The organism is Plesiomonas sp. ZOR0011 (assembly GCF_000800945.1).
GTDB lineage: Bacteria > Pseudomonadota > Gammaproteobacteria > Enterobacterales > CAMTGL01 > Plesiomonas > Plesiomonas shigelloides.
Map to the genome: position 1 here is coordinate 1 of NZ_JRKB01000009.1, position 19,678 is coordinate 19,678.

Annotated in this window: 18 protein-coding genes and 1 tRNA gene; 17 read left to right on the forward strand and 2 right to left on the reverse strand. The window is 54.1% G+C overall.

Annotated features, from left to right (window positions below):
• The first annotated feature begins 93 nt into the window (after positions 1-93).
• A tRNA-Gln gene (locus L975_RS00420) sits at positions 94-168 on the forward strand.
• Positions 169-447: 279 nt separating this feature from the next.
• Here the strand turns inward: L975_RS00420 and ubiF are convergent.
• Entirely contained in the window at positions 448-1,635 is a 1,188-nt protein-coding gene (ubiF, locus tag L975_RS00425) for a 3-demethoxyubiquinol 3-hydroxylase (RefSeq protein ID WP_039045686.1), read from the reverse strand.
• A gap of 304 nt (positions 1,636-1,939) precedes the next feature.
• On the opposite strand from ubiF, the gene miaB reads away from it, so the two are divergent.
• The 5 genes from miaB to lnt all read left to right on the forward strand — a co-directional run bounded on the left by miaB (position 1,940) and on the right by lnt (position 7,430).
• Positions 1,940-3,364, forward strand: coding sequence for a tRNA (N6-isopentenyl adenosine(37)-C2)-methylthiotransferase MiaB (miaB, locus tag L975_RS00430; protein WP_039045532.1), 1,425 nt, complete (start codon positions 1,940-1,942; stop codon positions 3,362-3,364).
• Between the two features lie 61 nt (positions 3,365-3,425).
• Positions 3,426-4,532: a PhoH family protein gene (locus tag L975_RS00435; protein WP_010864260.1), complete on the forward strand. Its 1,107-nt coding sequence runs from the start codon at positions 3,426-3,428 to the stop codon at positions 4,530-4,532.
• Complete coding sequence (gene ybeY, locus L975_RS00440) at positions 4,532-5,005, forward strand: rRNA maturation RNase YbeY (protein WP_152105426.1); 474 nt, start codon at positions 4,532-4,534, stop codon at positions 5,003-5,005. Before L975_RS00435 ends, ybeY begins: the two co-directional genes overlap by 1 nt.
• 17 nt (positions 5,006-5,022) lie before the next feature.
• Positions 5,023-5,901 (forward strand): CNNM family magnesium/cobalt transport protein CorC, encoded by an 879-nt coding sequence (corC, locus tag L975_RS00445; RefSeq protein WP_010864262.1) that lies wholly within the window; start codon positions 5,023-5,025, stop codon positions 5,899-5,901.
• A gap of 5 nt (positions 5,902-5,906) precedes the next feature.
• Positions 5,907-7,430 (forward strand): apolipoprotein N-acyltransferase, encoded by a 1,524-nt coding sequence (lnt, locus tag L975_RS00450; protein ID WP_047706629.1) that lies wholly within the window; start codon positions 5,907-5,909, stop codon positions 7,428-7,430.
• A gap of 111 nt (positions 7,431-7,541) precedes the next feature.
• Here the strand turns inward: lnt and L975_RS00455 are convergent, their stop codons facing one another.
• Positions 7,542-8,024, reverse strand: a complete 483-nt coding sequence (locus tag L975_RS00455; RefSeq protein WP_039045530.1) for a zinc ribbon-containing protein — start codon at positions 8,022-8,024, stop codon at positions 7,542-7,544.
• A gap of 243 nt (positions 8,025-8,267) precedes the next feature.
• On the opposite strand from L975_RS00455, the gene leuS reads away from it, so the two are divergent.
• From leuS to ybeD, 11 genes are all read left to right on the forward strand, one after another.
• Positions 8,268-10,853: a leucine--tRNA ligase gene (leuS, locus tag L975_RS00460; protein WP_047706631.1), complete on the forward strand. Its 2,586-nt coding sequence runs from the start codon at positions 8,268-8,270 to the stop codon at positions 10,851-10,853.
• Between the two features lie 15 nt (positions 10,854-10,868).
• Positions 10,869-11,435, forward strand: a complete 567-nt coding sequence (gene lptE / locus L975_RS00465) for an LPS assembly lipoprotein LptE (protein WP_010864266.1) — start codon at positions 10,869-10,871, stop codon at positions 11,433-11,435.
• 10 nt (positions 11,436-11,445) lie between these two features.
• The gene (holA, locus tag L975_RS00470; protein ID WP_047706633.1) at positions 11,446-12,483 is read left to right on the forward strand and encodes a DNA polymerase III subunit delta; all 1,038 of its coding nucleotides are present in this window, start codon (positions 11,446-11,448) and stop codon (positions 12,481-12,483) included.
• Positions 12,480-13,157, forward strand: a complete 678-nt coding sequence (nadD, locus tag L975_RS00475) for a nicotinate-nucleotide adenylyltransferase (protein WP_052181176.1) — start codon at positions 12,480-12,482, stop codon at positions 13,155-13,157. The genes holA and nadD overlap by 4 nt, the downstream gene beginning before the upstream one ends.
• Positions 13,158-13,232: 75 nt before the next feature.
• Positions 13,233-13,550, forward strand: coding sequence for a ribosome silencing factor (gene rsfS, locus L975_RS00480; RefSeq protein ID WP_010864269.1), 318 nt, complete (start codon positions 13,233-13,235; stop codon positions 13,548-13,550).
• 3 nt (positions 13,551-13,553) lie between these two features.
• Positions 13,554-14,024 (forward strand): 23S rRNA (pseudouridine(1915)-N(3))-methyltransferase RlmH, encoded by a 471-nt coding sequence (gene rlmH, locus L975_RS00485; protein ID WP_010864270.1) that lies wholly within the window; start codon positions 13,554-13,556, stop codon positions 14,022-14,024.
• 41 nt (positions 14,025-14,065) lie between these two features.
• Positions 14,066-15,967, forward strand: coding sequence for a peptidoglycan DD-transpeptidase MrdA (gene mrdA / locus L975_RS00490; protein ID WP_010864271.1), 1,902 nt, complete (start codon positions 14,066-14,068; stop codon positions 15,965-15,967).
• Positions 15,960-17,078 carry a peptidoglycan glycosyltransferase MrdB gene (mrdB, locus tag L975_RS00495; protein ID WP_010864272.1) on the forward strand — a complete coding sequence of 373 codons (1,119 nt, stop codon included), beginning with the start codon at positions 15,960-15,962 and terminating at the stop codon, positions 17,076-17,078. The genes mrdA and mrdB overlap by 8 nt, the downstream gene beginning before the upstream one ends.
• An 8-nt stretch (positions 17,079-17,086) precedes the next feature.
• Entirely contained in the window at positions 17,087-17,851 is a 765-nt protein-coding gene (locus tag L975_RS17150) for an SPOR domain-containing protein (protein WP_052181177.1), read from the forward strand.
• Between the two features lie 84 nt (positions 17,852-17,935).
• Complete coding sequence (locus L975_RS00505) at positions 17,936-19,114, forward strand: serine hydrolase (protein WP_010864274.1); 1,179 nt, start codon at positions 17,936-17,938, stop codon at positions 19,112-19,114.
• Between the two features lie 290 nt (positions 19,115-19,404).
• Positions 19,405-19,671, forward strand: coding sequence for a DUF493 family protein YbeD (gene ybeD, locus L975_RS00510; RefSeq protein ID WP_010864275.1), 267 nt, complete (start codon positions 19,405-19,407; stop codon positions 19,669-19,671).
• Positions 19,672-19,678 lie beyond the last annotated feature (7 nt).

The window sequence follows — 19,678 nt, forward strand, 5'->3', positions numbered from 1 at the left end:
TATGTAGCTCAGCTGGTTAGAGCACAGCACTCATAATGCTGGGGTCACAGGTTCGAATCCCGTCATAGCCACCATTAATTTGAAACACCTTGTTGGGGTGTCGCCAAGCGGTAAGGCAGCGGGTTTTGATCCCGCCATGCCCAGGTTCGAATCCTGGCACCCCAGCCACTCTTCTCGAAGTAAAAAGGCCTGCTTTTAGCGGGCCTTTTTGCTATCTGGCGTTCAGCTATTTCTTTCTCCCTTTCTCATTATTTGGGCTAGCCATGACTTGGCGCTTCAGGCTGTATTTGAGCGCTGCGCGGCACAAAAAAACCGGCGCTCGTGTGAGATCGCCGGTTAGATGGGTTGCATATCCGTGCTATTTGAAGCGGCAGCAATGTTGGCTAGGTTGCCGCAGCGCGCTGCCTTACCATTTTCTCTTCTTACACTGATCTTGTGCTCAGGGCGCTACAGGCCAAGCGCGTAACGCAGTGCCTGACGTTTGAGCACGCCAGACTTATCCGCCACCATCAGGCCGACATTGCGCAGCATACGCAGCGGCGGTAAATCGTTACTGAACAGGCCATAGAACAGATCCATGCCCGATTGCATCAGTAAGTTATCCGGTCGACGGCGACACTCATAACGGCGCAGCACCGCCAGAGAGCTAATATCTTCTTGATGGCTGACCGCACTGTCCAGTACCTCCAGCAAGGCTTGCACATCTTTAAAGCCCAGATTGACACCCTGCCCTGCCAGCGGATTAATGGTGTGCGCCGCATCCCCCAGCAATGCTAATCCCGGTAACACATACTGCTGTGCATGACGACGCACCAGCGCGAACGCGCCTTTATCTAGCACCTCAAACTCGCCCAAACGCGCCGGAAAGGATTGGCTAATAGCTTTGTGTAACTGCGCATTCGGCAATACCGACAGCTGTTTAATGCGCGCCGGCTTGTCATACCACACCAGCGACCCATGCTGACCATACAGCGGCAAAAATGCCCGTGGCCCAGACGGATAAAAACGCTGCCAGGTAGTGTCTTGCTGCGGTGCTGCGGTTTTTACCGTGACTAACAGGCAAGACTGACGATACTGCCAGCCACTTAAGCCGATACCGGCTTGGGCACGCACGCGTGATTGCGCGCCATCAGCGCCCGCGAGCAAGCGCGGTAGCCATTGACGACCATCGGCCAAGGTCAGCCGCCAACGGTTATCCTCGCGCGTAAGGGTAAAGCCTTCAGACTCACACAGCAGCGTTACCTTTGGATGCGCCTGCAACGCTTGCCACAGAGCCAACTGTACCACGCAGTTTTCCACGATATGACCGAGCTCGGGCAAATTGAGCTCTTGGGCTGAAAAGCGGGTCTGCGCCCCTTCCCACTCCCAAGTTTCTAAGTGGCGGTACGGACAGGTGCGCATGGCCTGAATCTGTGGCCAGACGCCTAAGCGCTGCAACAGCGAGACCGACGCCACACTGATGGCCGAGACGCGCACTTGCGGCGGCAGCTCAGCTGACCAAGGTTCGGGCTCGTGTTGTTCGAGTACGGTGACGCTGAGCCCTTGCTGCGCTGCGCCAAGCGCCAAAGCCGCGCCGACCATGCCACCACCGACCACCAGCAGATCCGGCGTAAGCGTATGTTGTTGCCTGTCCATATCCATACCTGACATCTGTAAATATCATCTGTGATTATGCTTACGGTGAAGTGTACCGGATTTGCCCGCCGCACTCAGCGCCGAAGGCCACTGATTCACGAAAAAGTTCACGCCTAACTCAGACCTCGTTTTCCTACACTATACCTTCACAGCCCCAAAAGCGGCATTAGGCGCACAGCGGTTAAAAACCGATACGCAAACCAACTGGTCACCGGTCAGGTGAATGAGTAGAATAGTTCGCTTGCATACTGTCTGCCCGCCGCGACGGGCCGGCGTTTCACTTTGTTTTGGGCACTGAGATTCGATGACGAAGAAACTTCACATCAAAACCTGGGGCTGCCAGATGAATGAATACGATTCATCTAAAATGGCCGATCTGCTGGACTCCACTCACGGTTACCAGCTCACTGAAGAAGCAGAAGAGGCAGACGTTCTGCTGCTCAATACCTGCTCCATTCGGGAAAAAGCGCAGGAAAAAGTGTTCCATCAACTGGGACGCTGGAAAAACCTGAAAGAGAAAAACCCAGATCTGATCATCGGGGTGGGTGGCTGTGTGGCGTCACAAGAAGGCGACCATATCCGTCAGCGCGCGCCGTATGTGGATATCGTATTCGGCCCACAAACCCTGCACCGTTTGCCTGAGATGATCAATCGTCTGCGCGGCAATCGCAGCCCGATTGTGGACGTCAGCTTCCCTGAAATCGAGAAGTTTGACCGCCTGCCTGAGCCACGTGCGGAAGGCCCGACAGCGTTCGTATCTATCATGGAAGGCTGCAACAAATATTGTACTTACTGCGTGGTACCGTATACCCGTGGTGAGGAAGTGAGCCGTCCGGCAGATGATATCCTGCTGGAAATCGCGCAATTGGCCGCGCAAGGCGTGCGTGAGATTAACCTGCTGGGTCAAAACGTGAACGCGTATCGCGCCACTAACCATGATGGCAGCGAGTGCACCTTCGCCGAACTGCTACGTTTGGTTGCCTCTATCGATGGTATCGACCGTTTGCGCTTTACCACCAGCCACCCGATCGAGTTTACTGACGACATCATCGCGGTGTACGAAGACACCCCTGAGTTGGTGAGCTTCCTGCACCTGCCGGTACAAAGCGGCTCCGATCGCATTTTGACCATGATGAAGCGTGCGCACACCGCGCTGGAATACAAATCGCTGATCCGCAAGATCCGCAAAGCTCGCCCAGGCATTCAGATCAGCTCTGACTTTATCGTCGGCTTCCCAGGTGAAACTCAAGAAGACTTCGAGCAGACCATGAAGCTGATTGCCGATGTAGAATTCGACATGAGCTACAGCTTTGTCTTCTCTGCACGCCCAGGTACACCGGCAGCCGATATGCCGGATGATGTGCCGGAAGAAGAGAAAAAGCAGCGTCTGTACATTCTGCAAGAGCGCATTAACCAGCAAGCGATGCAGTTTAGCCGCCGTATGCTCGGCACCACACAGCGTATTTTGGTGGAAGGCTTGTCACGTAAGAGCGTAATGGAGCTGTCTGGCCGTACCGAGAACAACCGCGTGGTGAACTTCGAAGGTACACCGGATCTGATTGGTAAATTTGTTGATGTCGAAATCACCGATGTCAATCCGAACTCCCTGCGCGGTAAACTGCTGCGCACCGAAGATGAAATGAATCTGCGGGTCGTCGAGTCACCAGAGAGCGTGATCGCCCGTACCCGTAAGGAAGATGATTTAGGGGTTGGTACTTACGCACCTTAAATCCTCTTAAGCGCTTAACTGACACTGCCCGCGCTGCGGGCAGTAATTTAAGAGGTTGAATTTGAACAAGGTCTATACCCACGAAATTTCCCTGACCCCCGCGGATAACAAGCGTCTGCTGAGTCTGTGCGGCCCGTTTGACGACAACTTAAAACAGCTGGAGCGCCGTCTGGGCGTGGAAATTATCCGTCGTGATAACTTTTTCCAGATCTCTGGCAAACAACTGTGTGTAGAGGCGGTCAGCCAGATCCTCACGCGTTTGTATGTGGATACTGCGCCGGTGCGTGGTGTGATCCCTGATTTGGAGCCGGACCAAATCCATCTGGCTATCACCGAAAGTCGTGTGCTGGAGCAGGTCAATGCTGAGTTGCCGCAATACGGCAAAGAAGTGGTGATCAAAACCAAACGCGGTCTGATTAAGCCACGTACGCCAAATCAAGCCCATTACATTGCCAATATCCTTGGCCATGACATCACCTTCGGCGTCGGCCCAGCCGGTACCGGTAAAACCTATCTGGCGGTTGCTGCCGCAGTCGATGCGCTGGAGCGTCAAGAAATCCGTCGTATTCTGTTGACGCGTCCTGCGGTAGAGGCCGGTGAAAAACTAGGCTTCTTGCCGGGCGATCTGAGCCAGAAAGTCGACCCGTATCTGCGCCCGCTGTACGATGCCCTGTTCGAGATGCTGGGTTTTGAGCGCGTAGAAAAGCTGATTGAGCGCAACGTGATTGAAATCGCCCCGCTGGCTTACATGCGTGGTCGAACGCTGAACGATGCCTTCATCATTTTGGATGAAAGCCAGAACACCACCAGCGAACAGATGAAAATGTTCCTGACGCGGATTGGCTTTAATTCCAAAGCGGTGATCACCGGTGACGTCACGCAGGTTGACTTACCACGTGGCCAGCGCTCTGGCTTGCGTCACGCCATTGAAGTGCTGAAGGATGTGGAAGACATCAGCTTCAACTTCCTGATGACCGAAGATATCGTGCGTCATCCGGTTGTCGCCCGTGTAGTGCAGGCGTATGAAGCGTGGGATGCACAAGACCAGCGTCACCGAGAAGAAAAGGCCGAACAGCGTCGCCTAGAAGCTTTAGCGCTGTCAGCGCCAGCAGCGACTTCGGAAGTGACTGAAATTACAGCACTTGCTCCTACCAGTGAGAACGAATAATAATGAGCGTGGAACTCGATCTGCAGATTGCCTGTCAGAATGATAGCGGTTTACCGGCCGCCGCTGACTTTCAGCGTTGGCTCGATGGCGCAGTGCTCGGCTTTCAACCGGAAGCCGAAGTCACCATCCGCATTGTGGATGAAGAAGAAAGCCATCATCTAAATTTAACCTATCGCGGCAAAGATAAGCCTACCAATGTGTTATCTTTCCCGTTTGAAGCCCCGCCAGGCATTGAACTGCCGTTGCTGGGCGATCTGATTATCTGCCGTCAGGTTGTTGAAGCCGAAGCGGTAGAGCAACAAAAGGAGCTTTCGGCCCACTGGGCTCATATGGTGGTACACGGCAGTTTGCATCTGCTGGGCTATGATCATATTGAGGACGAAGAAGCCGAAGAAATGGAGTCTTTGGAAACGGAAATCATGCAGGAGATGGGGTATCCCGATCCGTATGCTGCCGAAAAAGACCTGGATTAACTAACTAAATAGAGCACATGAGCGACGACCATTCGCAAAACACTGATGGCCCCAGTCAGAAAAAGGGATTCTTCAGTCAACTGTTAACCCAGCTTTTTCACGGTGAACCGAAAAACCGTGATGAACTGTTTGAGGTCCTGCGGGACTCCGAGCAGAACGAGCTGATCGATCAGGAAACCCGCGAGATGATCGAGGGTGTCATGGAAATCTCCGAACTGCGTGTTCGCGATATCATGATCCCCCGTTCTCAGATCGTTACCCTGAAGGTCAACCAGTCACTGGATGAGTGTATTGACGTGATTATTCAATCCGCCCATTCACGTTTTCCGGTGATCAGCGAAGACAAAGATCACATCGAAGGCCTGCTGATGGCCAAGGATCTGCTGCCGTTTATGCGTAGCGATGCCGAGCCGTTTGCCATCAGCAAAGTGCTGCGCCCTGCCGTGGTAGTGCCCGAAAGTAAGCGGGTTGACCGCATGCTGAAGGACTTCCGCTCACAGCGCTACCACATGGCTATCGTGATCGATGAATTCGGTGGGGTGTCCGGTCTGGTAACCATCGAAGATATTCTCGAGGAGATCGTCGGCGAGATTGAAGATGAGTACGACGAAGAGGACGATCGTGATATTCGTCAGCTGAGCCGGCATACCTTTGCGGTCAATGCCCTCGCCCCGATTGACGAGTTCAATGACGCCTTTGGTACCCACTTCAGTGATGAAGAGGTCGACACTATCGGTGGTCTGATCATGCAAAGCTTCGGCCATCTTCCCGCGCGGGGAGAGCAGGTCACCATCGATGGCTATCAGTTTAAGGTCACCATGGCGGACAGCCGCCGGATAATTCAAGTGCGGGTAACCATTCCCGACGATGCCCCTCAACCTGATTTGGCTGACTGAGCTGTATGATGCAACTGTTAACTCGCCGGCGGTTTGCGCTACCGCTGGCGGCGCTGTTTGGCGCCTTGGGTACACTGGCCTACTCCCCGTTTGATTTTTGGCCGTGTGCTCTGCTGTCTTTGATGGGATTACTCCTGCTGACCTTAAACCGTTCAGCCAAACAGGCTGCGTTGGTTGGGTTTGTCTGGGGGTTTGCCCTGTTTATCACCGGCATTAGCTGGATCAACGTCAGTATCCAGCAATTTGGCGGGTTACCGGTGGCGGTCGGCTGGGTATTGGTGGCGTTACTGGCTGCCTACCTGTCGCTCTATCCGGCGCTGTTTGCCGCCTTACTGGCGCGTCTCTTGCCGTATGCCAATGCTGCCCGTTTGGTGTTTGCTGCGCCAGTACTGTGGACCTTCACCGAGTTTCTGCGCGGCTGGATGCTCACCGGCTTCCCGTGGCTGCAATTTGGCTATACCCAGATTGATGGCCCACTGCGCGGGCTGGGGCCCATCACTGGCGTGCAAGGCATTACCTTTGCCCTGATGCTCATCAGCGGCCTGCTGACGCTGGCGCTGGTGCGTCGTAAGGTGATCCCTGCCGTAGTCGCGGTCGCACTACCACTCGCGGCATTGCCACTGGCTAATCTGCATTGGGTGAAAGCCGATGGCGAGCGCAAAATCAACGTGGCGCTGGTTCAGGGCAATATCGATCAGGAGCTCAAGTGGGAGCCAGCCTATCGGATCCCGACACTGCAAACTTACCTCGATATGTCGCGTCCGTATCTGCAACGCGGCGATCTGGTGATTTGGCCGGAAGCGGCGATTCCGTCACTGGAAACCGAGGAAAATGAGCTGCTGAGCATGCTCGATAGCATCACCCGCAGCAATAAATCGATGCTGATCACTGGTGTGGTGGATCGTAATCCACAGACCAAGCAGTTTTTTAACACGGTGATTGTGCTCGGCGATCCGCAAGAGACGTATCAATATCCAACCCGTAACCGCTATAACAAGAACCATCTGGTGCTGTTTGGCGAATACGTACCGTTTGAAGGTTTGCTGCGTGAAATTGCGCCGCTGTTCAATCTGCCGATGTCTTCATTTAGCCGCGGCGATTACCTGCAGCCGGATCTGCGGGCCGGTCAATTCCATCTGGAAACCGCTATCTGCTACGAAATTATTCTGGGCAGCCGGATGCGCGCTAATTTCCTGCAAAATCCGGATACCGATTTCCTGCTGACTGTCTCTAATGATGCGTGGTTTGGTCACTCTATCGGCCCGTGGCAGCATTTCCAGATGGCACGTATGCGCGCCCTTGAACTGGGTCGCCCACTGCTACGCGCCACCAATAACGGCGTCACTGCCGTGATTGATAGCAATGGCGAAATTCAGCAGCAGATCCCGCAATTCAAAACTGCGGTGCTGAGCGCGACCGTGGTGCCGATGCGCGGTGAAACGCCCTATGCCCGGTTTGGTGACTGGCCATTGTGGATTGCATCACTTTTAGCCATCGCAGCGGCGGCAGTTTTACGTCAGCGCCGTTAATGGTGAGTGGCGACCACTGAGTAGCCACACCGTAAGTAACGCATCTGCGCCATAATGAAAAACGCCGTCCTAGGACGGCGTTTTTGTTGTCTTGAATATCATCAATCCGCATTACGGCTGAAATGGCTGACGGCTAAACTCAGTACCGCCGCATTTTGGACACACCGGCAACACATCCGGATGGTTGAACACCAAACGATGATGACAATGTTCGCACACCAGATTCCCCAAACCGACAATCTCGCCGCTTTGGTATACCCCGTGGTGGGTTACATCATCAATCACCTCACGCCATTCCAGCTGGGTTTTATCGGTGATCTCCGCCAACCCCTGCCAGATACTCTCTTTCAGGCTCAGGTAGAACACCCCGTCTTTGAACGCCGCCTTGCTCTCTTCATATGACTGCGCAAACTCGGCCAAGTCACGTTCGATATAAGCATTGATCAGAGCCAACTCATCACGGGTCAGATCGCTGGTTGCATTCAGATAAGCTTCGGTGGTCTCCACCGCCTTATTAATCTGGTGTTCACCGGTTTGCAAATCACGGGTGAAACGCTCGATAAACGCCTGATAGTACTTTGTCCACTTACTCATCATGCCTCCTCAGCCTGCAAGGCTGTACCGGTAGATAGCGGCTTGTTCGCGGCCAGCAACACCACAACGGGCGCTGCTCTATTCAGTGTAATCTGCAAGAAAAGAGTACTCCATCGACAGCAAAACACTAAACTCCGACGGGAAAAGCCGGTTGCTATTGTTGCACCTTGCTTCAATACGTTATTCTATGAGAATTTCTAAGTGTGATACTTAACTAACCCCACAGAATTCTGGATTGTCAGCATGCAAGAGCAATACCGCCCGGAAGACCTTGAAGGCAAGGTTCAGCAACATTGGGATACCAAAAAAACGTTTCAGGTTACCGAAGATGCCAGCAAAGAGAAGTTTTATTGCCTCTCCATGTTCCCGTATCCGTCCGGCCGCCTGCACATGGGTCACGTGCGTAACTACACCATCGGTGATGTGATCTCCCGCTACCAGCGGATGCAGGGCAAAAACGTTCTGCAGCCTATCGGTTGGGATGCGTTCGGTCTGCCAGCAGAAAACGCGGCGATCAAAAACAAGACCGCGCCTGCACCGTGGACTTACGACAACATCGAATACATGAAAAACCAGCTGAAAATGCTGGGCTTTGGCTATGACTGGAAGCGTGAAATCGCTACCTGCAAGCCAGAATACTATCGTTGGGAGCAGTGGTTCTTCACCAAACTGTACGAAAAAGGTCTGGTCTACAAGAAAACTTCTTCCGTGAACTGGTGCCCGAACGACCAAACCGTACTGGCTAACGAGCAAGTAATCGAAGGTTGCTGCTGGCGTTGTGACACCAAAGTTGAACAAAAAGAGATCCCACAGTGGTTCATCAAGATCACTGACTACGCCGATCAGCTGCTGAGCGATCTGGACGGTCTGAACGAATGGCCAGACATGGTGAAAACCATGCAGCGCAACTGGATTGGCCGCTCTGAAGGGGTCGACATCACCTTTGATATCGACGGCATGGATGACACGCTGACCGTGTACACCACCCGTCCAGATACCTTCATGGGCGTGACCTATGTTGGTATTGCCGCCGGTCACCCACTGGCGCAAAAAGCCGCGGAGAACAACCCAGAGCTGGCGGCTTTCATCAACGAATGCCGTAACACCAAGGTGGCCGAAGCTGAGCTGGCAACCATGGAGAAAAAAGGCGTGGCCACCGGCCTGTACGCTATCCACCCACTGAACGGCCGCAAGGTGCCAGTATGGGTAGCGAACTTTGTACTGATGGGCTATGGCACCGGCGCAGTCATGGCGGTACCAGCGCACGATCAGCGCGATTATGAATTTGCCACCAAGTACAGCCTGCCAATTGACGCGGTAATCAAACCGGCTGACGGTAGCGAGCTGGATATCTCCGCTCAGGCATACACTGAAAAAGGCATTCTGTTTAACTCTGGCGAGTTCGACGGTCTGGACTTCGACGGTGCGTTCAATGCCGTCGCTGACAAGCTGCACAGCATCGGTAAAGGCGAGCGCCGCGTGAACTTCCGTCTGCGTGACTGGGGAGTGTCTCGTCAGCGTTACTGGGGCGCGCCAATTCCAATGATCACTTTGGAAGACGGTACCGTAATCCCAACGCCAGAAGACATGCTGCCGGTCGTGCTGCCAGAAGACGTGACCATGGACGGCGTACAAAGCCCAATCAAAGCCGATCCAGAGTGGGCGAAAGTGACCGTTAACGGTCAGCCAGCCCTGCGCGAAACCGACACCTTCGATACCTTCATGGAATCCTCTTGGTATTACTCACGTTATACCTGCCCAGATTACAACGACGGTATGCTGAACCCAGCTGCGGCTAACTACTGGCTGCCAGTGGATCAGTACATCGGTGGTATCGAGCACGCGACCATGCACCTGCTGTACTTCCGCTTCTTCCACAAGCTGTTGCGCGATGCCGGTCTGGTTAACTCCGACGAGCCAGCCAAGCGCCTGCTGTGCCAAGGCATGGTTCTGGCTGATGCGTTCTACTACACCGGTAGCAACGGCGAGCGTATTTGGGTATCTCCAACCGACGCTATCATCACCGAGCGTGATGACAAGGGTCGCATCCTGAAAGCACAAGACCAAGACGGCCATGAGCTGGTGTATGCCGGCATGAGCAAGATGTCGAAGTCCAAGAACAACGGTATCGATCCACAAGAAATGGTGGAAAAATACGGTGCTGACACCGTGCGTCTGTTCATGATGTTCGCCTCTCCAGCCGAAATGACACTGGAATGGCAAGAGTCTGGCGTTGAAGGTGCGAACCGCTTCCTGAAGCGTCTGTGGCGTCTGGCCTTTGAACATCTGGCACAAGGCCCGGTTAGCGCGCTGGATGTGGCTGCGCTGAACGCAGATCAAAAAGCGCTGCGTCGCGATCTGCACAAGACCATCGCTAAAGTGAGCGACGACATCGGCCGTCGTCAGACCTTCAACACCGCGATTGCGGCTGTGATGGAGCTGATGAACAAGCTGACCCGTATGCCACAAGAGACCGAGCAAGATCGCGCACTGCTGCAAGAAGCGCTGATGGCAGTGGTACGTATGCTGTACCCAATCACACCGCACATCTGCTTTGCTCTGTGGCAAGAGCTGGGCGGCGAAGGTGATATCGACGTTGCTCCATGGCCAGTGGCTGACGAAGCGGCAATGGTCGAAGACAGCAAGCTGGTCGTGGTACAGGTGAACGGTAAGCTGCGCGGTAAAGTGACTGTTGCGGCCGATGCCACCGAAGAGCAAGTGAAGGAAGTAGCCTTTGCTGATGCCAACATCGCCAAACACATGGAAGGCGTGAGCATCCGTAAGGTGATCTACGTACCTGGCAAACTGCTGAACGTGGTTGTCGGCTAACACAGGAGCATTTACGTGCTGAAAGCATCGCTACTCAAGCCGTTAATGACAATCCTGACCGTGGTGGCATTAGCCGCCACGGCAGGCTGCGGTTTCCATCTGCGTGGGACAACTCAAATCCCACAACCGCTACAGAAAATGAGCCTGCAAAGCTATGACCCGTACGGCCCGCTAACCCGCGCGGTACGCGAGCAGATGCAGCTCAATGACATCACTATCGTCAGTGATACCACGCCGGGGGTACACCAGTTACCGACGCTGCGTATCAACGGCTCCGGCCAAGGCGATGCGGTCGTGTCCGTTTTCCGTAACGGTATTGCCGCCGAGAAAAACATTACTCTGAACGTGAATGCCAGCGTATTGATCCCAGGTCAGGATCTCTATCCGCTGTCAGTTCAGGTAACCCGTTCTTTCTTCGATAACCCGAATACTGCACTCGCCAAAGCAGCTGAAGAAGATTTGCTGCGCGACGAGATGTATGAGGAAGCGGCCCGCCGCCTGATGCTGAAATTGCTGACTATTCAGGCCCGTACCCCAGCGGCTACGGACACCCTGCCGGCCAACTCTGCGCCGGCACAATAATCTGAACCTGATGAATAAAATTTATCCGGAACAACTTGGCGCGCAACTGCAACACGGGCTGCGCGCCTGTTACCTGCTCCTTGGTAACGAACCGCTGCTGTTGCAAGAAAGTCTCGATACCCTACGCCAGCACGCCCGTCAACACGGCTTCGAAGAGCGCCACAGTTTTACCCTTGATAATAGAACCGATTGGGATGCTATTTTTGACTGCGCCCAAGCCATGAGTCTGTTTTCCGCTCGGCAAATTATCGAGCTCACCTTGCCAGAAAGCGGCCCCGGTGCGCATAACAGCGAACCATTAGTTGCGCTGGCCGGCATGTTACATCCCGATATTTTGCTGCTGATCCAAGGCGGCAAGCCAACCCGCGCACAAGAAAACAGTAAATGGTTTAAAGCACTGTCGCAGCAAAACGCTACCTTAGTCAGCTGCCAGACACCGGAGTTAGCCCAGCTTCCGCGTTGGGTTAGCCAGCGTGCTCGTTCGCTGAAACTGCAACTCGATGAACCGGCGCTCAATTTGCTGTGTCATTGCTACGAAGGCAACCTGCTGGCGCTGGGTCAGGCTCTTGAGCGGCTGCGTCTGCTGTTTCCCGATGGCAAATTATCACTGCCACGCGTCGAATCTGCCGTTAACCAGTCCGCGCACTTTACCCCTTATCACTGGCTGGATGCGCTCCTCGAAGGCAAGACCAAACGCGCCCTGCGCATTTTGGAGCAGCTGAAAAACGAAGATGTCGAACCGGTGATCTTGTTGCGTACCCTGCAACGGGAATTACAGCTCGTGCTGCAATTTCACCAGCAGATGCAACGCGGTATACCGCTGCGCACTCTGTTCGATCAGCATAAAGTGTGGCAAAACCGTCGTCCGTTACTGACTCATGCAGTCCAGCGCCTGACCTTGCCACAGCTGACGGTCCTGTTCACGCAACTTGCCGCGCTCGAACGCAGCGTCAAACAAGATTACAGCAGCAATCCGTGGCCTGCGCTGCAAACCCTCAGCTGTGGTGTGTGTGGCCATGTGTTGGATCTGGGGTCACCATCGACATGACTGAGCATGCGTTATCCCCAGCAGCCACGCTGCCGCTCATCGGTCTGTATGGCGGCACCTTTGATCCGCTGCATCGCGGTCATTTAGAGCCAGTGCAAGCCTTAGCCCGCACGTTACAACTGAGCCAAGTGCGGCTGATGCCCAACAATGTGCCGCCACACCGGCCACAACCGGTCGCATCTGCCGCCCAGCGCGCCGAGATGGTGCGTCTCGCCTGTGCAGCTAACCCGCTGTTTGTGCCGGATTTGCGCGAACTGCAACGCAGCACGCCGTCCTACACCATCGAAACGCTGGAAGAAGTGCGCCGTGAGATAGGCCCGCGCCAACCGTTGGCCTTTATCATCGGTCAAGATTCCCTGCTCACGTTGCCCAGCTGGTTTCGCTGGCAGGAGCTGACGGACTACGCGCACTTACTGGTATGCGCGCGCCCCGGTTATGCGCGGATGCCGGATGATGCGGCATTTCAGCACTGGCTACACCCGCGTCTGACCACGGATTGCAACGTGCTGCACCACCAACCGGCCGGCACGGTATTTTTGGCCGAAACACCGGAATATCCTATTTCAGCCACCGCCATCCGCCAGCGTTTGCAAAACAGACAACCGTGCGATGACTGGCTTACCTGCGAAGTGGCCACCTACATCACACAGCATGGCCTGTACTCATCACGCTAGTCGCATGCTATACTCCGCCGCCTATTTTCGGCTAACTGCATATCACCGGAACTGATTTCCGGTCAGGGGGAACCTTTGCAAGGCAAGACACTCCAAGACTTTGTTATTGATAAAATTGACGATCTGAAAGGCCAAGATATCCTGCCTTTAGATGTACGCGGCAAGTCCAGCATCACCGATTACATGGTGATCGCTACCGGTACATCAAGCCGTCATGTCTCTTCCATCGCTGACTATGTGGCTAAAGAAGCCCGTCTGGCAGGTGCGGATATGATGGGGATCGAAGGTACACAAACCGGTGAATGGGTGATCGTGGATCTGGGTGATGTGATTGTGCACATCATGCAAGAAGAGAGCCGCGCCCTGTACCAACTGGAAAAACTCTGGAGCTAAGCGGTGAAACTGCAACTGGTCGCGGTCGGCACCAAAATGCCGGCCTGGGTTGAAACGGGCTTTCAAGAATATGTGCGCCGTTTTCCCAAAGACATGCCGTTTGAACTGCTGGAAATTCCAGCCGGAAAGCGCGGCAAAAATGCCGATATCAAGCGCATTCTGGAAAAAGAAGGCGAACAAACACTGGCGGCCATCCCAAAAGGCAACCGGATTGTAACGCTGGATATTCCGGGCAAACCGTGGACGACCGAGCAATTGGCCGAACAGCTGGAGCGCTGGAAGCAAGATGGCCGCGACGTCAGCTTTTTGATTGGCGGGCCGGAAGGTCTGGCGCCGTCGTGTAAAGCGGCTGCGGACCAAAGTTGGTCTTTATCTCCCCTGACCTTACCACATCCGCTGGTACGGGTCGTGGTGGCAGAAAGTTTATACCGGGCGTGGAGCATCACAGCTAACCACCCTTATCACCGGGAATAATTACGCTGTTTACAGCATTATCATTGGGATTGTTATAGCGGATGAAGCAGGATCGTACGCATTTTCGGGATCACTCGTCGGAAAGCGCGTTATTTTTTCGCCGGGCCATTGTCGCCTTTATCGGCATTCTGCTGTTAAGCGGTGTTCTGGTTGCCAATCTGTACCACCTTCAGGTGCAGAACTACGAAGACTACCAGACCCGCTCCAATGATAACCGGATCAAACTGCTGCCGATCCCGCCGAGTCGGGGTCTGATCTATGACCGCAACGGCATCTTGCTGGCGGAAAACCGCACCGTCTTCCAATTAGAGATGGTGCCGGAGAAAGTCGACAGCGTCGATAAGACGCTGGCTGCTTTGCGTCCCATTGTGGGCCTGACCGACGAAGATATCGCCAACTTCCGTAAAGAGCGCAAGCGCTCGCGCCGCTTTAGCTCTATCCCAATTAAAACGCCGCTCAATGAAGAGCAGGTGGCCCGTTTTGCCATCAACCAATACCTCTTCCCCGGCGTGGAAGTGAAAGGCTACCTGAAGCGTTACTACCCGTATGGGGAGGCGCTGACGCACGTCATCGGCTATGTAGCCAAAATTAACGATAAAGACGTCGAGCGACTGGATAAAGAAGGTCGACTAGCCAACTACGCCGGTACCCACGATATCGGTAAGCTCGGCATCGAGAAATACTACGAAAATATCCTGCACGGCCAAGTGGGCTCAGAAGAAGTTGAGGTCAACAACCGCGGCAAGGTGATCCGCAAACTGCGTGAACAGCCTGCCACCGCCGGCCAAAACATTACGCTGAGCTTAGATCTGGAGCTGCAGCAATATATCGAACGCATTCTGGGTAAACGCCGCGGTGCGGTCGTGGTGATGGACCCACGCGATGGCAGCATTCTGGCGATGGTCTCCAGCCCAAGTTATGACCCGAACCTGTTCGTCAACGGTATTCCGAGCAAGACCTATAGCGCCCTGCTCAACGATCCGGATCGCCCGCTGATTAACCGGACCACCCAAGGTACCTATCCACCGGCCTCCACCGTCAAACCATTGATTACCGTGGCAGCGCTGGAGTCTGGCGCGATCACCACCAAAACCACGCTGTTTGACCCTGGTTGGTGGAAACTGCCGGGTTCCGAAAAACGCTACCGCGACTGGAAAAAGTGGGGCCACGGTCAGCTGAATATCACCAAAGCCATTGAAGAGTCGGCAGATACCTTCTTCTATCAGGTTGCCTACGACATGGGCATCGATCGCCTGTCTGAGTGGATGAAAAAATTCGGCTTCGGTCAGTATACCGGCGTGGATATCTCAGAAGAGCGCTCGGGCGTCATGCCATCACGGGAATGGAAAATGGCCCGTTATCGTAAGCCGTGGTATCAGGGCGATACCATTCCGGTGGGGATCGGCCAAGGTTACTGGACCGCCACCCCATTGCAGCTAGCCAAAGCCATGACCATCTTAATCAACGATGGCGAGGTGAAACCGCCACACCTGTTAAAGAGCATTCAGGGTAACGGCATCACCATGAACTATCCGGAAGAAAATCTGCCCTCGATTGGCGTGAAAGACTCCGGCTACTGGGAAATCGCCAAAGACGGTATGTACGGCGTGAATAACCGACCAAACGGTACAGCCCGTCGCTCATTTGCTGGCACGCCGTACAAGTCGGCTGGTAAGTCGGGTACCGCGCAGGTATTTAGTCTGGCACCAAATCAGACTTACGATGCGAAGAAACTGGCCAATTACCTGCACGACCATGCTTGGTTCACCGGTTTTGCGCCGTATGACAACCCACAAGTCGTCGTCTCCATTTTGCTGGAGAACGCCGGAGGCGGCTCCACCAACGGTGCACCAATCGCACGTAAGATTTTCGACCATATTTTGCTGGGTAAGAACGATACCGATCTGCCGGCTGCGACACAGGATCATACTCCGAATGACTGATACCAATCCCAATCGCCCTCGTTCATTCTGGGATCGCATTCATATCGATCTCCCGCTGCTGACGGGGTTGTTACTGCTGCTGATGATGGGCGCGTTTGTGATGTACAGCGCCAGCGGTCAGGACATCGACATGATGGAGCGTAAAATCGCGCAGGTCAGCTTAGGTCTGCTGGCGATGTTCGGCATGGCGCAAATTCCACCGCGCGTGTATGAAAGCTGGGCACCGTACCTGTATATCGTCGGGGTGATTTTGCTGGTGCTGGTTGACCTGTTCGGTGCGATCTCCAAAGGGGCGCAGCGCTGGCTGGACTTAGGCTTCATCCGCTTTCAGCCTTCGGAGCTAATCAAACTGTCGGTACCGCTGATGGTGGCGCGTTTTATCAGCCGCGAGCCATTACCGCCCTCGTCGCGTAACACGGTCATCGCACTGATCCTGATCTTTGTCCCAACTTTACTGGTTGCGGCGCAACCCGACTTGGGGACCTCGGTGCTGGTTGCCAGCTCGGGTCTGTTCATCGTGTTCTTATCCGGCATCAGCTGGTACTTCATTTTGGGCGCGGTATTGTTGATCGCCGCCTTCGTGCCGGTACTGTGGTTCTTCCTGATGCACGATTATCAGCGCACGCGGGTACTGACTCTGCTCAATCCAGAAAGCGATCCGCTGGGCGCAGGTTACCACATTATCCAATCCAAGATTGCCATCGGCTCAGGTGGCGTGTTTGGTAAAGGTTGGCTGCACGGTACCCAGTCCCAGCTGGAGTTTTTGCCAGAGCGCCACACAGACTTTATTTTCGCGGTGATCGCCGAAGAGCTGGGGATGATCGGCTTCTTAGTGCTGCTGGCCTTGTACCTGTTTGTCATCGCCCGTGGCCTAGTGATCGCGTCACGTGCGCAGACCGCCTTTGGCCGTCTGCTAGCCGGGGGTATCACCCTGATCTTCTTTGTGTATGTATTTGTGAATATTGGTATGGTCAGTGGTATCCTTCCTGTGGTGGGGGTACCGCTGCCACTGATCAGTCATGGTGGTACTTCCATCATTGCTCTGATGGCCGGTTTTGGTATCGTGATGTCTATCCATACCCACCGTAAAATGTTATCTAAAAACGTATGAGGGACTTCATGCGCAATTTACGCGTTTCCGCAATTGTCTTCAGTTTGCTGCTGGCAGGATGTGCCGCCCAGCAGCCAGCGCCACATCAGGATGCGGCCAATCAGCCACAAGATCAGGGTGAAGAGACTCAATCTTTTGCTCTGGATATGTCGCCACAAATGGAGACGCTGGGTAGCGCCGTACCGGTTAATCACGAAGCCAGTGAGCCTGAGTATGCACAACCTGCGGCGCGCAGCGCAGACAGCTCTTACGCCGCAAGCAGCTATTCGGATAACAGTTATACCAGCAGTGCTGCGCAGCCAACCCTGAGCCAGCCGGGCCCGATTGAAGATGCGCCGGCGAAGCAGCAAGCCTTACCGATGTACAGCAACACCGATCAAAACGGTGTCACCACCATGGTCAGTACCGAAGGCAACAACACGCGCATTCACTTTGCCGCCCCTGCCGGTGAGCCAGAAGTGATCCCCGAGCCTGCCGTAGCAGCGCCGGTCGCCTCCCGCACCGCGACAACACACACATACACTCCTGCCGCTAGCAGCACTGATGGCTACATGGTGCAAGTGGTCGCGATCAGTAATGCGGAGCGGGCCAAACAATTGCTTACTCAGCTTAAACAAAGTCACCAAGTCAGCGGTAAAATCGAACCGGCTGGTGCGTTTTACCGAGTTCAGCTAGGACCGCTGAGCTCACGTGCACAAGCTGAGGAACTCCGAGACAGTCTGAAGGTCGAAAACTATCAGCAAGCGTTTGTTTTAGCGGGCGCCGGACGCTGATAAAACCCGCCCTGTCAGTGAGGGTAGCGGATACCTTGTTCATTTAACTTTTTGTTTCACCATGGAAGAAGTCACACACAGACCATGAAATTAACTACATTTACCCAATCTATTCGGGCTCTGCTGCTCGGTACTCTATCGGTTTCCGCATGCTATGCGCAGGCAGATACCACCATTCCTGCAGCGCCTGAAATCGCGGCAAAGTCTTATATCCTGATTGATTACAACTCAGGAAAAGTACTGGCTGAGCGCGATGCCGATATGAAGGTTTTGCCGGCCAGTCTGACCAAGATGATGACCAGCTACGTTATCGGCCGCGAAATCAAAGCCGGTAAAATTTCGCCGGACGACATGGTCACCGTGAGCAAAAACGCATGGAGCAAAAACTACCCGGACTCCTCCAAGATGTTTATCGAGGTGGGTAAGCAGGTCAAAGTGGCTGACCTGAACCGCGGTATCATCATTCAATCCGGTAACGATGCGTGTGTGGCGATGGCTGAACACGTTGCCGGTAGCGAAGACTCCTTCGCCGACATGATGAACAACTATGCCAAGCAGCTGGGCATGACCAACTCCCACTTCATGAACCCACACGGTCTGGATAACCCAGATCAGTACAGTACCGCGCGTGATTTGGCGACACTGGGCGCCGCGCTGATCCGTGATGTGCCGGATGAGTACGCCGTGTATAAGGAAAAATCCTTTACCTATAACGGGATCACCCAGCCAAACCGTAACTCCCTGCTGTGGGACAAGAGCATGAATGTGGACGGAATCAAAACCGGTCACACCGCCGCTGCCGGTTATAACTTGGTGACTTCCGCGACAGAAGGCCAGATGCGTCTGGTTGCCGCAGTCATTGGTGCTTCCAGTTCACAACAGCGCGCGGCAGAAAGTAAAAAACTGCTGACATGGGGCTTCCGTTTCTTTGAAACCATCGAGCCGCTGAAAGCCGATCGCGAATTTACCAAAGAGCGCGTTTGGTTTGGTGACAAGTCAGAAGTGAGCCTCGGCGTGCTGAAAAATGTTTACCTGACCGTACCACGTGGTCGAGTTAACGATCTGAAAGCGCACTTTGTGCTGGATAAAGAGCTGAAAGCACCACTTAAGCGTGGCGAAGCTGTCGGTAAAATCTACTTCCAGCTGGATGGCAAAGATATTGATACTCAGCCGCTGGTGGTATTAAATAACGTCGAAGAAGGCGGGATCTTTAGCCGTCTGATGGATTACTTCACTTTACTGTTCCACCGTTGGTTTGGCTAATTTCGCCCCCATATAGTAAACAGTAACGCGTAACAACGTTATCTCAAGGATGATCCCGGCCTCTTGCCGGGATCGTTTTTTGTTGCGGCCAATAGCGTACAACGCAAGAAAGTCGGCATACAAAGATATGCTGACAAGGCTGCAGATTCGTGCGGATAATACACACCGCCTTAGCGCGATGCGAATAACACGCATCCCATCCGGTGCTCGTATTCCTGTTAGAGAGTAGGGATACCCTTTAATTTTATCTAGCAACGGAGGCACTCACTCCCCTGATAGGAGACATGATTATGCAAAAGACCAAACTGAATGAACTGCTGGAATTCCCATGCTCTTTCACTTACAAAGTCATGGGTTTGGCACAGCCAGAATTGGTAGACAAAGTACTGAACGTTGTGCAAAAGCATGCGCCGGGCGATTACACCCCAAGCGTTAAGCCAAGCAGCAAAGGTAACTACCACTCCGTATCTGTGACTATCACTGCTACCCATATCGATCAGGTCGAAACCCTGTACGAAGAGCTGGGTGCCATCGATATCGTACGTATGGTGCTGTAATCAGGCT

What these genes read in the sequence shown, in the direction of transcription:
- ubiF (WP_039045686.1), bottom strand. Translation starts at nt 1,635, where the DNA reads ATGGACAGGCAACAACATACGCTTACGCCGGATCTGCTGGTGGTCGGT.
- miaB (WP_039045532.1), top strand. Translation starts at nt 1,940, where the DNA reads ATGACGAAGAAACTTCACATCAAAACCTGGGGCTGCCAGATGAATGAA.
- corC (WP_010864262.1), top strand. Translation starts at nt 5,023, where the DNA reads ATGAGCGACGACCATTCGCAAAACACTGATGGCCCCAGTCAGAAAAAG.
- lnt (WP_047706629.1), top strand. Translation starts at nt 5,907, where the DNA reads ATGATGCAACTGTTAACTCGCCGGCGGTTTGCGCTACCGCTGGCGGCG.
- L975_RS00455 (WP_039045530.1), bottom strand. Translation starts at nt 8,024, where the DNA reads ATGAGTAAGTGGACAAAGTACTATCAGGCGTTTATCGAGCGTTTCACC.
- leuS (WP_047706631.1), top strand. Translation starts at nt 8,268, where the DNA reads ATGCAAGAGCAATACCGCCCGGAAGACCTTGAAGGCAAGGTTCAGCAA.
- holA (WP_047706633.1), top strand. Translation starts at nt 11,446, where the DNA reads ATGAATAAAATTTATCCGGAACAACTTGGCGCGCAACTGCAACACGGG.
- nadD (WP_052181176.1), top strand. Translation starts at nt 12,480, where the DNA reads ATGACTGAGCATGCGTTATCCCCAGCAGCCACGCTGCCGCTCATCGGT.
- mrdA (WP_010864271.1), top strand. Translation starts at nt 14,066, where the DNA reads ATGAAGCAGGATCGTACGCATTTTCGGGATCACTCGTCGGAAAGCGCG.
- mrdB (WP_010864272.1), top strand. Translation starts at nt 15,960, where the DNA reads ATGACTGATACCAATCCCAATCGCCCTCGTTCATTCTGGGATCGCATT.
- L975_RS17150 (WP_052181177.1), top strand. Translation starts at nt 17,087, where the DNA reads ATGCGCAATTTACGCGTTTCCGCAATTGTCTTCAGTTTGCTGCTGGCA.
- L975_RS00505 (WP_010864274.1), top strand. Translation starts at nt 17,936, where the DNA reads ATGAAATTAACTACATTTACCCAATCTATTCGGGCTCTGCTGCTCGGT.
- ybeD (WP_010864275.1), top strand. Translation starts at nt 19,405, where the DNA reads ATGCAAAAGACCAAACTGAATGAACTGCTGGAATTCCCATGCTCTTTC.